Origin of the sequence: Eubacterium oxidoreducens (genome assembly GCF_900104415.1) — a bacterium.
GTDB classification, from domain to species: Bacteria; Bacillota; Clostridia; order Lachnospirales; family Lachnospiraceae; genus Eubacterium_C; species Eubacterium_C oxidoreducens.
In genome coordinates this window covers 67,580-84,038 of record NZ_FMXR01000004.1, presented here as the reverse complement: position 1 = coordinate 84,038, position 16,459 = coordinate 67,580, and the positions used below count along the sequence as shown (strand labels likewise).

General features: G+C 41.5%; 6 protein-coding genes. All 6 read right to left on the bottom strand.

The window, feature by feature from the left end; genetic code table 11:
* Positions 1-15: 15 nt before the first annotated feature.
* Positions 16-4,017 (bottom strand): fibronectin type III domain-containing protein, encoded by a 4,002-nt coding sequence (locus tag BLS20_RS00385; protein WP_090170821.1) that lies wholly within the window; start codon positions 4,015-4,017, stop codon positions 16-18.
* A gap of 37 nt (positions 4,018-4,054) precedes the next feature.
* On the bottom strand, positions 4,055-8,206 hold the full coding sequence (locus BLS20_RS00380) for a S8 family serine peptidase (protein WP_090170817.1): 4,152 nt from the start codon (positions 8,204-8,206) through the stop codon (positions 4,055-4,057).
* A gap of 683 nt (positions 8,207-8,889) precedes the next feature.
* Entirely contained in the window at positions 8,890-9,303 is a 414-nt protein-coding gene (locus BLS20_RS00375; protein ID WP_090170814.1) for an HIT family protein, read from the bottom strand.
* A 37-nt stretch (positions 9,304-9,340) separates the two neighbouring features.
* Positions 9,341-10,333 (bottom strand): SCP2 sterol-binding domain-containing protein, encoded by a 993-nt coding sequence (locus BLS20_RS00370; RefSeq protein WP_090170811.1) that lies wholly within the window; start codon positions 10,331-10,333, stop codon positions 9,341-9,343.
* A gap of 66 nt (positions 10,334-10,399) precedes the next feature.
* A complete protein-coding gene (locus BLS20_RS13850; protein ID WP_242870498.1) occupies positions 10,400-11,467 on the bottom strand; it encodes a rhomboid family intramembrane serine protease in 1,068 nt (355 codons plus the stop codon).
* Between the two features lie 139 nt (positions 11,468-11,606).
* Complete coding sequence (locus tag BLS20_RS00360) at positions 11,607-16,442, bottom strand: fibronectin type III domain-containing protein (RefSeq protein ID WP_423230165.1); 4,836 nt, start codon at positions 16,440-16,442, stop codon at positions 11,607-11,609.
* Positions 16,443-16,459: the final 17 nt, after the last annotated feature.

Below are 16,459 nucleotides of genomic sequence, written 5' to 3'. Positions count from 1 at the left end.
ATCTATACGTCCTTGTTAACTATGTACTTTCTTCACCTTTGAATAACTACCGGTTGTCTTTTTCGATTGTTTCGTGGCTTTTTTAACTGCTGCAACCCTAATTTCGTAAACAGCATTTTTTTCCAATCCGGAAATTGTGGCATTTTTCCTGGTCACCTTTTTGGTGCTCCACTTATTTCCATCTGATTCTTTATAGGCAACCACATAACTTGTGGCACCTTTTACGGCTTTCCAGGAAACTTTTATTTTGTTTCCCTTCTTTAACGATGCAGAAACCTTCGGCTTTTCTAAATGTATTTTGGAAATGGAAGCTGTTTTTTTCTGGGTCGAAAATATATTATTTTTAAAGGTTGCCGTATAAATTTTCGATCCGGCTTTTGTTTTTGTGGCCTTCTTTGTTATTTTGCAGGAAGTAGTTGCCTTTTCCGTAATGGTATAACCGGAATCCCGTGTGGACACCGCTTTTGCCGTAACGGTTTTACAGTCTGACGACCAGATGTAAGTGATTTTTAAACTTTTAGAAAGTGCCGGAATCACTATACTTTCCACGGACAAGGGAACTACCGCGTCTTGATCTGCAAAAATACCTCCGCACTCACTGCATACGTAATATTCACAGTTTCCGTCATGATTTAAACTTGCATTTTGCTTATTTTGTTTTTTCAGGTTGTGACTGCAAGGCGGAATCATTTCCGTGCGAACCTTTCCACAATCCTGGCAAATATATGTCTTTTCTCCTTCCTCGGTACAGGTAGCCTCTTTTGTTACATTACCTTCGCTCCACCGATGGGATTTCGTTTCTTTTGCTCCACAAACAGCACAAACATGAGAATGACAATTGGCATGTTCCGTGCTTTCTTCCCATTCACCATAAGTATGAGAAGGATTTACAAAATTACCGGTCGTCTGTTCTCCGCACACCGTACAGATATAAGTGGTATAACCATAATCGTAACAAGTAGGCGGTGTAACGACTTCCTCATATTTATGCTCATGAGCTGTGACATTTTCCCACGTAAGATGGGGATATTCATTTAAGACATCCAAATTCCAGATTTCATCAGACCAACCAACCTTGGTGTAAGTTCCAGATAATATTGCATCGGCCCGACTGATATCGATTCCGTAACCGGTTTTGTCATTTGACGTAGTATCTTCCTGCTTTGCATTTTCTATGGATACGGTTTCTTTTGCGTAATTATAAAATCCGGAATCGGCAAAAACTTCCGCATTTCCGATGACCCGATTGGCACAAACTTTTTCATCGGAACTGCCGATCAAAGTATGATTCAATGCAAAATTACAATAAATCTCTGGCGTCGTCCCCAAGGAACTGCTTCTGACTTTTCCTACAATTCCACCGATATAGGAGGTCTGCCCATATGGTGAAGCAGAAATATCCATATTTGAATAACAACGAATTACTTGATTTTTTTGTTCAAAAATCAATTCACCGGTTGCTTCATCATATTCATGGTAGTCCCCTCTGGTACTTCCCGTGATTCCTCCGATATTTACGGTGTTCATTCCTTCCCCAACAATAGAGCCGGAAGAATAACTGTCTGTAATCACGGAACCTGTGGTTAAAGATCCTGTAATTCCTCCAATATAAGCATCGCAAGCATAGTAATATCCAACGTTGTTACCACTTTCGTTTTTTGTGACATCTAAGGAAATATCCACATTTGCATAGCTTCCGGTAATCTCCGTCATGCTTTGTGCCATTCCTACGATTCCACCAACTTGAATGTAATCTCCGGAGCTTGACAGTGGTGCATCACTGACATGAATCGTTCCTTTTATTCCCACATCCTTTATTGTTGCGCCTTTTGTATATCCAAATAAAGAACCTATCGCATCCAGACGGTCCCCATTTACCGATCCGTAAGCGAGATTTTTTCGAGTTAGGGTTAAGTTATAAATTGTGTGACCGTTTCCGTCAAATACACCGGTATAATTACCCCCACTGTAATGATTGGTGCCTTGAACCCTAGATTCCAATTCCAATCCATTCATTGGATACCAATCATAACCTGTCATATCCAAATCATTCATAAGTCGAATGTTTGCAGAAGCCATTTCATTAGCCGCGTCCTGATCTACGGATGTTGCCTGATCATTAATCCATGCTAATTCCTGAGGTTTTGTGATTAAATAATAGCCATCTTTCATTTCCGGCTCTTGAGGCGCCGTTTCGGGAATCTCATTTAAGGACAGTTCAAAATTCCCATCGCTGTAGGATACCGTAAATTCACTGTTTTCATTTCCATGCCTTGCATCGTTTGAATCATAATATCCCTCTGCCGATGCGTACAGGGTATATTCTCCGTTGTAAAGAGAATAGGTATATGTCCCGTCGTCGCAGGAAGTATAGGAAATCTTTTTATTGTTTTCGTTATAAAGCTTTACTAAAGCCGTTGCCGGCACAACTTTTACGTTCCATGTATAAGTTTTTGCAATCAGTTTCACCGAAACGGTTTTGATGTTTTCCAAATCATTTTCCACTTCAAAAGTTCCCGAAACCGTTTCATATCCCGTTTCCGAAACCTCATAAGAGTGTTCTCCGGCAGAAAGCACCTGGGCATTCTTATCCACATTCTCACCGTCAATTTTAATCACCGGTTCTCCTCCTACTTCCCGGTTTGCTTCCGTATCATAGGTAACGCATATGACTGCGCGGCCGTTTTCTCCGGTCAAGGCCTCTCCCGCCGATTGCCAGGTGAGAAGGGGGAATCCTCCATTGGTATAATTGGTATCTTCTTTATAAGCATCCCCCAGCTGCTCCAAAAGCCAGGATAGGGACTGTTCGCTATCCGGATCGTTATAAAATACCTCCGCCGTTTCCAGGGTGTGTTTTAATTCCGTATTCTTATCAGAACAAATCACCCGATTAGAAGATTTGTAAAGAGAATACACATTTTTGGTATTTTCGTCGGTGATCACCGGATCTCCGTAGGAATCTTCCGCAAGAGTATAGCCAATGATTCCACCGGCATTTCCGCTTTTATTCGGTGCTGTAATCGAACCGGAATTATAACAGTTTTGAATAACCAACGCATAGGGTTCGGAAGAAGTATTATTTTTGTCGTACCAATTTGTTCTAGAACCAATAATTCCCCCAACTCCAGCGGAACTGTAAGTGCCGGTGGTCATCAAGTCTCCTGTGTTATAGCAATTTTCAATGGTTGCATTTACGGAAAAATTAGTTTTTCCCACAATACCGCCAATAGACGTATCTCCAGTTCCGGTGTTTTTAATGGTTCCGGTATTCACGCAGTTGCTAATATCATCATTTGATCCACAATATCCAAGAATTCCGGCGGTAGAACCATTCCCATAATAATTTCCTTTTTCCTTTAGCATGATAGTTCCATCGTAAACACAGTTTTTTACAATAGTTGGCGAAACGGTTTTTCCGATTATTCCACCGTTTCCTGTATAATTCGATGTGATATTCACACTACTTACGCATCCTTCCACCACTGAATCTTCTGTTATTTCATCAATAGCAGATGTTTTACCGCTACATCCAACCACGCCTCCAACGTATCGATACGCAGAAAGTCCGCTTCCTGCTTCTACTTCAATTTCACCGGAAACATGAATGTCATAAAGCTCGGCGTCATAAATATGTCCGAACAAACCCACATAATTAGAACCGACTGCTTTCATTCCGGTAATTTCATATCCCTTTCCATCAAAAACCCCGGAAAACACCATGGAATCGGTGCCAATAGGCGTCCAGGAATCCAAAGAAGCTAAATCAATATCGTTTGTTTGCTCAAAATAATCTTTTCTTCCGGTTCCTTTTCCATCATTAATATAAGATGCCAGTGCTGACAAATCCGCGGCCGAAGAAATTATATATGGATCGGACTTTGTTCCGGAACCTGCCCAAGACACTGTTGTTTTTTGAGATGCTCCGTAAACCGGCTTATAATTCGCCTGAGAAAAGAGCATAGTTCCAACTGTCAAGGCAGCGAGGCATCCTGCTACCTTTCTGTTTATAATTTTCATAAAAATCCCCTCACTCCTTATGAAATCTTCTCCTGTCTTAATTAATTTTTACTTTTTTCGTTTTTGAATAGCTTCCCATTGCTTTTGCACATTTCTTAGTTTCTTTTTTTAGCGCAGCAACCTTAAACTGGTATTTACAGCCGGAAGCCAAACCAGAAATCTTTTTTTGTACTTTACTTACGATTACGGTTTTCCATGCCCCTGCGCCTACTTTTCGATAGGCAATTTTATATTTGTCTGCTCCTTTTACGCTTTCCCATTTAAGAACGACCGCATGTTTTTTCGTTTTAATCTGCTTAATTTTTACTTTCTCAACATCTATCTTAGCAATGGACTCTTTTCTTGTCTGAGTACTGAATATATTGTTTTTAAATCCGGCTGTATAAGTTATGATTCCCTTTTTTTGGGTTGTGGATTTTTTGATAACCTTTACTGACACCTTAGTCGTTTCCGTTATAGCATGATTCAAATCCCTAGAGCATATCGCTTTTGCCGTAACTTTCGTCTTATCCTTCGACCAAGTGTATGTAATCTTATCATAATCGTGTCCCAAAGCTTTTATCACAGCTGGTTCGCTGATTATGGACGACCCTTGTGCATCCCCGAAAATCATGCCACAAACCGTACATTTCCAATACTCGGTTGTTCCATTTTGTTCGCAAGTACTTTGCACACCGGGAATCCTTTGTAACTCATGTTTTATCTTCGTATAAGAATCCACTACGGTTTTCCCACAGATCTTACAAACATGAGTGGTATAACCCTTTGATATGCATGTAGGCTCCGTCAACACATCCCGTTCCGCATCAAACACATGACCGGTAGGCTCCGTAAAATCCGTCTGATAGGTGTTATGACATTTTGTACAAGTATATTCTGTGTATCCTTCTTCAGTACAGGTAGGCTCCACTGTTTCTCCCTTGCTGTGGGAATGTTCTCCATAAGAAAAAGTTGCAACATCCGGTCCGTATAACCATAGGTCAGAAGTGCCATTATCCACCACAATACGCATATTGTTTTCTTCTGATCCGGTACGTTCCTCTCCGGTACTGTTATTAATGGTGTACCAGGCTATCATCGAATCATCCATTTGCTCCCAGTCCAAATCAATGTTATATAAATTGCCTTCCGAGTCTTTATTTTCGGAAATGTCCATTGCCACAACATGCAAATTGGTTACGCATCGATTGGCTCCTCCAAAATGTTCCAACAAATCATTAAGGGTAATTCCGTATACGGTATAGGAAATCGAGGTTCCATAATAGGAACTCATCATGGTATATTCCTTTTTCGTTTCATACTCCGACAGCTGCGAAAGAGCTACTTTTCGCTCAATCACCTTGCCACTTTCATCTTCCCAATGAATGGTTAACCAATCATCATCTTCAATTGTGTCAGACTCCAATGTCCCACACACAGTACACACACCGTTTTCATCAAAGCTATGGGGTAACTTATCAATGGTTTCCTCATAAGAATCATCGCCATCTTCACATGTCCAGGTGCGAATTCCGGTTTCCGTACAAGTGGGCTCCTTTGTTACAGTGCTGTGATATTTATGCACATGCTTTGCGGTTTCTTCGTTGTTCCCACTATTTTGCAAATCCTCCAAATCCGGAACCAGGGTTTTGTCCGAAAAAACAGTTCCTTTGCTGTCCTTTTGCATGTTGACCGTTAATTCCCGGGTGCCCGATTTTTCCATAATCGCCGCGTCCCCAATGGACAAGCCTGTTGTGGTAAGGATTCCGTCTTCCATTTCAAAGGTTCCTTTGTAGGTACCCATATCCCCGCCGTCGATTAAATAGTAATAGGTTCCGTTTGTCAGGCGATAATTAATGTTGTCTACTTTCCTGCTACCTTTTTGCCGCGTATAAGTTTCCCCGTAGTCATCGTAAACCGTAATATCCGGATCTTCTGTTAATGGGAATACACGAAATGTCACCGTATATAATTTGCCGTCCAGCTGCAAATATTGCATTAAATCCGTGCCAATGTCATTTGCCGTAATTTGAATAGTTCCGGAAATTGCTTTGTAGGAATCATGATAGGCAGTATAGTGATAGGTTCCCGCATCCAGCTTGTATTTGCCGTCTTTATATACCTCTATCGGATTGTCATTTTCATCCGTAAGGGTTATCGTCGTCTGTGATGTAACATCCCCGTCTTCTAAATCACCCTTCACTCGCAGTTCTAGAGAGCACACATCAAGGTCTCCCCGCATTGTCACCGGAACCCGATATCCTTCCTTTAAATCATCTCTAATATCATCAATGGTAAAAGAGCCGGCAGTATCAAAATATCCTTCTGCTTCCACAGAATACTTATATGTTCCGTTCCTCAACATATAAGATCCGTCATCTTCCGCAGTGTATGTCTTTCCAGAACTGGATTTAACACTTATCGATGAGAGATTTATTTCTTCTCCCTTAGTATTTTTTACTGTAAAGTTCACCGGATATGATTTTCCCTGCAGAGTAATAGTTAAAGTTCTTTTTCCGGTAAGGACAACAAAAGTATCTTCTTTATAGTCGTATTTTTCTGCGTGTGCAGTATATAAATACGGCTTTCCTTTTTTCAATGCCCAAGTATCCTTTTCTATGGCCTTAACTTCTTCCCCTTTGATTTGTTGTCCCAGTGCATCCGTATCTATTTCGTAAATGGAAACATAAGAATCCGATATTTCCGATCCGGCCTCGTTTTGAACTCGAACCATAACCTCTGAATCTCCGGTTTGTTCTCCGAATAGTTCCGTAATTAAATGCTCCGTTGTTGCTTTGAAATCCACAAGGCCCCAGCCATATTCAACATCTTGGCCTTCAACATCTCCCGAAGAACCGCTTTTTTCTACAGCAGTTTCTTTTAAAAGTTCCATAAACACTTCTTGTGTAATATCGTTTTTCAAGCTTTTACACAGTGCGCCTAGAGCTGCCACTTCCGGACTGGAAAAACTTGTACCGCTCATAGTTCCATAGGATTTTGTGCTTTCACAATATAGACTTGTAATCTGCTCTCCCGGCGCCGTAACCCATACCTTATTGGCATAATCCGTACCGTTGGCCTTGGACAACCGCTGAGAATAACTAGACACAGTATTGGTGCTGTCCACTGAGCCCACTCCCATGGAATATTGAGCAGGATAACTTTTTGTAGAATCCCCGTCATTTCCTGCGGCGCAAACTACCAGAACGCCCTGGTCCATGGCATTTTGACAGGCCTCCATCATGGATTCTGATGTGGCTGAACTTCCCAGGCTCATGTTAATAACCGAAATATTTGTTCCCTTAGTTCCCTTGCTCTCATCAAATTCCGCTTTTTGCTTTGCGGCATAATTAATGGCATCTACAATAACACTGTCAGATGCAGATTCCCCGTTAAACACCCGAATCGGCATGACCTTAACCTTTTGCAAGATTCCGGCGGTTCCGACTTCATTGTCTTTTTCAGCCGCAATAATACCGGTAACAAAAGTACCATGACCGTCCACATCATTCGTATCATTTTGCTCTGTTCCATCGGCAAAACTAATTCCCTCAACGATACGATCCCAGTCAATATCTTCATGGCCTTCCTTTAAGCCTGAATCAATGACTGCAACCACGATATCGTCATCATCTGCCGCGCCATCATAATCCATATCCGTTGTATCATCAAAATCCTGTCCTTCCATACCGGATTCCCATACCGGAACAATGTTCAGGTTGGTAATGTTATATTGATGGCTTTCATAATATTTGTCGTTTGGTTTTGTAGTCGATAATGTCTTTGATTCACCTTCCAACATTGTCACCTGATAATCAGGCTCAATATAAGAAATTGCAGATTCATCGATTGACTTTTTTATCGAATCCAAATCTTCTGCAATGTATTTCCCTGGTGAATATTTCATTTTAGATAAATGGGCTCCGTCTTTTATGGCCTCTTCAATCTGTGCCGTAACTGATTGCGGAACCGGCTCTTTTAAAGATATGATATATCCGTCGTATGGCGCATCTTCCTGCTGACTAATAACTTTTTCCAATTGCTGATATACATCTACAGAGAAACACTCCCGGGCGGAATCTGTTTCTTCAGATTCGTGACATGCTATGTTAGAATGGGCTTTGATAGCCTTGTTACAAACTTCTCCCCCATTTACAACAATACATAGTGCAAGTAATACAACAACTACTAACTTCCACTTGCTCTTCATTCTAATAACCCCTCATATTCAGTTCATTCTGTAATTTCTTCATAAACTATACAGAAACAAACAAAACAGAATAACACCCCCGTTAATAATTTTTATTCTATCTTGTTTTGTCATGTTTCATTGCGTTTCATTATAGTCGCGTTTTTTCGGAATGTCAAACAAGAATTTTTCGTGGAAATAATTAAAATTATAAGGATTTGATTATAACGCGGATGTAATCTTTCGCATCCATCCTAGCTAACCACGTTTCAGTCCGGCTCCACCCCCCTACCGGCTGCATCTCCCCTCAACTTAGTTTCGGTTGGGAACCTCCAGTGACCGAGTAGGATACATTTTCGAACTGCACATCGAGAGCCGCCGGTTCTTGACGAGCATCGATAGCGAGACATCAGGCGATCCGAGGCTGCCTCCGTTGATGTAAAGAAATGACCCGTCTGCGTAGCAGACCAGGCATAGAAAAAGTGAAGAACGCAAGCTGGCTTGCTGTTTCTTCACTTTTTTTATGACATAAGGTGTGCCGAAGGCACAGCGGGTCATTTCTTGTAATGTTTAAATACCAATCCTAGCAGAACGCGGGCGCCGGCGAGCGAATCACACGATGCGCAGGAAAGAACCGAACAGCGGCGGGTCGGTGCAGGCGAAAATAGTATGCCTACGAGGGAGCATCCCCCTCACAACCAAAACTACTGAAGCTCATTTTGAATCGCATCAAACTCCTCATCCGTAAACTTGGCATGATTCCAACATAACTTATCCTGATTACCGTCTCCTTCATATCTTGGAATCAAATGCATATGAAAATGAAATACCGTTTGACCTGCAACTTCTTTATTATTCTGTACGATATTAAAACCATCACAACCTAGCGCTTTTGTCATCTTAGTTGCCAGTTTCTTAGCTAACACAAAGACCTTAGAAGCAACCTTCTCATCCAGCTCATAGATATCTGCATAGTGCTGCTTTGGTAAGATGAGAGCATGTCCTCTTGTAGCAGGAGCTGCATCTAAGATTACCTTAAAATCCTCATCCTCATAAATGCTGCGAGTCGGAATATCTCCACCGGCAAGTTTACAAAAAATACAATTATCATCCTTCATCCTGAAATCCTCCTGTCAGTAAATATATGGAACAGTATTAAGCAAATGGAAAGATATGATCTAACATTCTAAGCGTTTTAAGATTTCCTTTCACGGTCATCTCTCCGGTCATAAATGCTCTTTGGAACGTCATCTTCCCTTCTATAATGTCGTCAAACAATTCCTTCGTCAGTTTGGCGTAAGCATCAATATTTGCCGTCTCTTCCCGAGAAAATTCTATAATATGATTGTTTACCACAACCTGTAATGGTTTGTCTTCGCCCTCTATCAAAAACAGATAATTTGCAGCAAATTCTTCCTGTGGTTGAAATTTATTCTTTAGAATCTGCGCATAGTCGCGGTTCTCATTTGCTTTCATCTCTCCGAGCATTTCCTTAAACATCGATGCCAGCTCTTCGATATCCTCACGCTGCGTTTTAACATAAGTATCATCCGATACATATTGCGACAGCTGCTCACTTTCTTGTGGGGTCAGCTCCATCTTCTGTGTTCTTTGCACCGTCTTCGTAATCGCCTGATTTGATGTCGGCAATGATTTCATCTTCTGCGAAATCGTGCGATAAAGATTCTCTGCCTTCTTTTCGATAAGGAGATTGTAATCATGATTCATCTCAAAAGATACAAGATCATCCACATATCCGCTAAGACCAGAACAAAGTAAACCGCCCAAAATCTCCCAGGCATTCTCCAGTGTCAAAACACCTTCTCGCTCTCCATACGTTGTGGACATTACAACCGGTTGCATATATGTTGTTGCCAGTTTTTCTTTATCCGCATACAACCAGCATGCATCCAAAAATTGTTGCATATATCCACCGATTCCAAGCCACTCTACCGTCGTTGCAAGTATTATTCCATCTGCATCCTTCAAGGTCTGCGGTAGCGTTGATATCGAATTCTTACTTTCATAAATATTATAACGATTCACGTTAACCCGAAGCTCTAATAAAACTTCTTCGATCTTATTAATGACATATAATGTAGGGTCATCCAAAAGACCTCGCCCACCATAATAAATATTAATATTCATAAGCTTTCCTTTCTGCGAAGCTACTGCTTTCGCATACTTTGAGTATAAATATTTTTACAGGCACTGTCAAAGACAATGACGGTATCTTTTCCTATATAGTATCATTGCACAGACAAAGCCGCCAATCAGTCCTGCCACATGTGCTACATTGTCTACGCCACTTGATGTAAAACCAAAATACAGGCTTAAAATAATCATAATCAAAAGCCCTTTTGTACTTAGATTCTCCAATCTTCCCTTATGGCAAATCACAACCCACAACAATCCTCCAATCACGCCAAAGATTGCGCCGGAAGCACCCGCAGACACCGCTAAATCCTGGTCGTATATTGACACATACAAAGAACCCATATTTCCTATCATTCCCGCTATAAAATATAAGATTAGATATCGTACATGTCCCATCGTGCGTTCTAAATAATTGCCAATACAAGCCAAAATAATCATATTATTCAGCAAATGCTCAAATCCAAAATGCAAAAACATGCTCGTAAAAATGCGATACCATTCTTTGCCCGCGGTTATAAATGGCGCATACATCGCTCCATGTTCTACCATAAAATTCGCATCGGTTGTATCGCCAATAACGCTCAACATCGCAAAAATGATAATATTACTTACGATTAATGCCAAATTACAATATCCAATCCGCCGATTAATCCTTTGACGCATGTTCGAACGATTTACCGATGCTGTCTTTTCTTCTTTCTCACCGATTAGCAGCTGTTCTAATATAGCATTTAACCCATAAAAATCCGCCGGTTGATTCTCATAAATCATCAGTTGCTTTGCCGCGGTATCGATCATCCATACCCCACGAACACTTGCACATACTGCACGCTCCCTTGCCGGACTTTCGCTTAGCAAGACGACCATCTGCTGCACCCGGATTGGCTCTTTCATGGGCAGGATTCCAAATTGCGCGCTTTCCTTTCCTGAAAACAACTTCTCAATGGAAGCTTGCATTCGCTGCACCAATTGAGTGGTCAAATCAAACCCTTCATGACACTGTATGCCGGTCACAACCTGCACAAGATTCCCAATCTGCCGATAATAAACTCCGGCTTCTTCCGGGCGCACCGAAAGGAATCGATATCCATTTTGTTTTAATGCCTGATCAAACTGTTTAATCATCTATATTCCTCTCTCTCACTTAAATTATACAATAGATGATTTTCATGGTATATTCAAGCTTCAACTCGGTAAAATAACAGTCTAAAAATGTTCTTGTTACAAAAGCTGCCGCAATTTCCTAATTACGACAGCTTTTTGCTTATTTTTTGATTTTCACTTTCTTTACAGAACTGTAAGCACCAAGTGAATACGTATTTTTCGACTTATTATAAGCAAGTATCCTTATATAATAGGTCTTTCCTTTTTTGAGACCGCTTATGGTCTTAGACGTCTTGGATGCTTTCGTGATTTGATAATATTTCACATTTTTTGTAAATTTCTTATTCGTGGCAATCTGAATCTGATAGCCGCTTGCAAGCGAATCCTTCTTCCATTTTACTGTGATGGATTTACTCTTCTTATTAACAACCTTTTTTAAGCTAGCTTGTTTCGGCTTTACAACTATGGTCACTTTCTTGGTTGCAGATTTGTAATTATCTGTTTTCGCTGCAGTGATTGTGATGGTTGCCTTTCCATAGCCGGTCATTTTCACAACACCTTTACTACTTACCTGAACCACCTTCGTATTCGAGGATTCATAACTAAGCGACGCATTTTCATTAGTTGCTTTGGCTGGTAGTGAGAACGTTTTTGAAGAATATGTCTTGGTATAACTGCTCTCAACACCCGTAATTGTCTGTGTAAGTTTCCCGCCATTTGCAACAATGGAAAAGGTCTGCTCAATCTCCCCTGTCACGTTATCACTTGCCGCCGTAATCTTCACCACTGCTTCATTGGATATCTTAATATTGTTTTCATATTCTATATCATAATCGGTTGCAGGAAGCGCATATCCATTTACTAGTACTTCCACATCCGGCTCAACAGGCTTTGTTGTATACAACGCCTTACCTACACTAATCTGGGCATCTTCAAGATTTCTCTGTGTTATAGTGAAAGAAAATGTAACACTATCATCTGAAATCGTGGTGCCGTCACCGGATATCGTCACCGTTCCTTCTCCTACATCCAGATTATCTTCATAATCATACAGCGCAATTGCCGATAAATCTTCTCCGTTGCTCGCGGTTACCATCACTTCCGGTTTGATATCTTTTCCGGTGTAAATATAGGAAGGATTGGTTCCATCCACCAAAGAAATATTCAGTGCTGAGAATGGAATCGCTCCTACAATCAGGCTTTTACTGTCCTCATCATATTCTACAGATGACAATCCATCTTTTAATGTAAAATAAGATGCCATAGCCTGCGTTGCAGTTGTCTCATCTGCAAATACTACAATGGTTGAGCCTGCCGATAATGCAGAACAATATAATTGATATGTATGACTACCGCTAAGTCCGTCTGCACCAATCACAACCTTGGTTTTTGTTGGCAGGTTAATCACCTCATCTATTACCGGCGCACCAGTCATCGTCATCGAAGCTACTGCACTTGTACTCGAAGAATCCATCGTCTGATTTGCCAGGTGAATTCCATCTTCATAAGGCTCAGAATAATCCGATGCGTTACCTGTGATCGTTCCACCATTCATTACAAATGTCCCTTTGCCGTCCACATACACACCTGCTCCCAAACCTCTGTTTAAGCTCGCATCGTCCTCTTCATTTTGTGCATAAAGCGTATTGTTGGAAATCGTCCCGCCGTTCATCTTAAAGGTTCCCTTATAAACAAAAACGCCTCCACCATTAATTGCATTTGTAAAACCGGCTCTTTTTTCTATACTCGTGTAAAAAGTACAGCTATTACCTTCTATCAAACCATTTTCCAAAACAAATTCACCGGATGCAACAAACACCCCACCGCCATTGCTCTGTCCGCTGACCGAATTGGTTGATCCTGTAACTTCACGATAGGTCTTATTATTAATTATTTTGGCATCTTCTCCATTTACCGTAACACTTCCGCTTCCGACAAAAATTCCCCCTCCGGAGTTATAAGAAACATTGTCATGAATACTTCCACCTGTCATCGTTATGGTTGCTTCACTTCCAAGATTCCATACAGCACCTCCTCCGGCAGCGGATGACGTTGTATACGTATTGGTATTGTCACAAATCTCACCGGCTGTCATGCAAAACGTTCCCGTATTATATACAGCAGGTCTTTCGCATGAACTTCCCGAAATGGTACCTCCGTTCATCTCAAAAGTTGCCTTATTTGTCACAGCTGCTGCCAGTGAAGACTCTCCCCGGCATTCACTAATGGTTCCGCCATTTAATGTAAACGTTCCCAAATTAATCACAGCCCCGCCTCTTGCACATTTTATATTGCTAATAGAGGCTCCTTCTTCCATAACAAGATTGGCCCCTTCTGCATTATAAATTGCGCCACCATATGCGGTTTTGCTAAGCGTTGCTATCTGGGCATCCTGTATCTGAAGTTCTCCGCTGTTATATACCATCTGTCCCACATCCGAGGTGGATGCCGAATATCTGCCACGCAACAAAGAGGTATTCGATGACAATTCGACCTTGCCTTGCGATTCAATCATAAGTAATCGACCATTATAAGCACCATCCATGATCAGATCCTTCAACTTAACCTCTGCCGAGATCTCTAACATGGTGGTCTTACTCGCTTCATTTTCATAAGTTAAAGTATTTCCATTGCCATATATTGTTAGATTCTCCCCGGCCGCAAGACTTTGCGTTACACTAAAATCTGTTGTAATTAAAATGTCCGACGCGTTCTCTAGCGCAGCTACTAACTCTTCTTCGTTATCCACTTTCACCATGCCCGAAGCATCTAATATGGAAAATGTAATTGTTTTTGTTCCGGTATAATTGCCGGTTCCCGTAAGAATCACCTTAGCATCCTCTCCCACATCGGTATTATCCTCATAGGAAATGCTGTAATCGGTATCCTGCACAAGTTCTGTGTTTTGATATGTTAGACTTACCGCCGGTGTAATCGCCTCACCGGTATAGTACTTAGATGTAATCTCCGCCGCCGTTGTTGCAGATAAATCAGCCGGAGATATCGTAAATGACGTTGTTAATTTTCCTTTGTAAGAACCGATTCCACGAACAATAACCGTTCCTTCTCCCGCCTCGATATTATTCTTATAGGAAACGGAATAGTCCGTTCCTGCCTCTAAGACATCATCTCCTATCTTCACAGTGATTGCCGGCAAAACTTCCTCTCCCGTATATACAGATGTTTCCTCAACGCAAATCGTAGCTCCCGCATCTGTAAGGGAAGTTCTCCCCACTCCCTTTTCCACAAGACCTATCTTAGAACTTGATAAAAAACCTATTTCATAACTTTGTGAATCGTAAACAAATGCATCTGCATCTGTGTCTTCTAAATCATACGCATCACCTTCTAATGCAACCACGCATTGCTCTGATTCTTCTTCCAGAACAAGACCAATCGATGCGTTTTCTAAAGAATCCGTTACCGTAAAAACAGATTGCTGCGCCTTGCCGTCTGCATCTTGCGCTTCACTTCGAAGAAATGCATCCCCTATCGTTATCGCTCCTTCAATCTGTACCAGCGGGGTAGCATAGGCATCCCAGTCATAGGTCGCTTGCACAGTTCCTCCACTTGATGCCTGCCCTGTTGTTGTCCCTTCCAAATGAACATGATTTTCCACCATTAAATCTTTTCCATGGGAAGTCGTATTATTATCCGTGATGCTACCACCTGTCATGGTAAAAGTTCCCGGTGTTACACTACTTGTTGATGCCGTAAATCCTACATAGACGCCTCCGCCATTACCGCTTCCCTCATTGGAAGTCATATTGGTTTCAACCTCATTATTCTGAACGCTTCCTCCATTCATGATATAGGTTCCGGCCTGCACAAACACACCGCCTCCATCTGCGCATGTATAAGCAATATCATCCGGATTTTCTGCTTCACAAGATACGGTATTATTGCTGATTGTACCTCCGTATTGCTCAAACGAGCCGCCTAGCACAAATACGCCTCCTCCGCAGGCTACATAGGAACTTCCATTCCAATTATCCGTGCTTAATCCTATTGAACTCACCTTGTTATTGGAAATGCAGGCCTGATCGTACATCTGCACTGTTCCGGATGCAATATAGATTCCGCCGCCCTTCGCATTCGTTGTATTGTAATCTCCGTTTGACTCCCAGCATGCACTGTTATCTGTAATTGCGGCATCCTGTGATAATACAACTTTTGCACCGGAAGTTCCCACATATAATCCGGCTCCACTCGCGATAGAAGTATTATTCGCAATCGTTCCTCCGCTCATATTAAAGGTCGCTTTACTTCCTATCACATAGACTCCGGCACCGGTCGTACCGGTTGAATTATCAGCAGAATAATCTCCATTATAAGAAATCTCTCCACCGGTCATGGTAAATTCTGTATATGCTTCGATGGCTACTCCGGCACCATGAACACTTTCAAGGCTGTAGTTCGTGCCGCTGCCGCAACGATTATAATTCTTCGTTATGGTTGCGCCCTCTTCCATCGTGAGACTTCCATGGTACTCTTCTGTGCCGGCTGGAATATAGATTCCAAGCCCACTTACAGCACTTGCACTTTCTCTTCCATTTTCAATGGTGGCACCTGATTTTAAATGCACACTTCCTGCATATCCTGTTTTATTCACACCAACATAGATAACCCTTGCAAGTTCATTCGCATTTACGGTTACATTTGAAATCGTCAAATCCCCATTTACTGTCATAAATGCGGATGTAGAATTTGTAAGCCTTTCTCCCGTATATTTCAGTTCATAAATGGTACTTCCTTTTGACTGGATTGTAACATATGTATTTTGAGGTATCGTTAATGCGCTTGTTATTTGTATATCCGCCGTCAGGGAAATAATGGTCGGATTATCACAATCTGTTGATGCAGATGCAAGTGCAGCAACCAGTTCTGATTGCGTCCGGACATCTATTTGTGTTGTCGATGCTTTTGTCACTGTCGGCATTCCCATCGCAAGAATCATACATATGCATATTGCAACCGACAAAACCCGTTTTTTCATTGTTTTCACTATTTATC

Coding starts and splice junctions, on each gene's coding strand:
- BLS20_RS00385 (WP_090170821.1), bottom strand. CDS start 4,017: ATGAAAATTATAAACAGAAAGGTAGCAGGATGCCTCGCTGCCTTGACA.
- BLS20_RS00380 (WP_090170817.1), bottom strand. CDS start 8,206: ATGAAGAGCAAGTGGAAGTTAGTAGTTGTTGTATTACTTGCACTATGT.
- BLS20_RS00375 (WP_090170814.1), bottom strand. CDS start 9,303: ATGAAGGATGATAATTGTATTTTTTGTAAACTTGCCGGTGGAGATATT.
- BLS20_RS00370 (WP_090170811.1), bottom strand. CDS start 10,333: ATGAATATTAATATTTATTATGGTGGGCGAGGTCTTTTGGATGACCCT.
- BLS20_RS13850 (WP_242870498.1), bottom strand. CDS start 11,467: ATGATTAAACAGTTTGATCAGGCATTAAAACAAAATGGATATCGATTC.
- BLS20_RS00360 (WP_423230165.1), bottom strand. CDS start 16,442: ATGAAAAAACGGGTTTTGTCGGTTGCAATATGCATATGTATGATTCTT.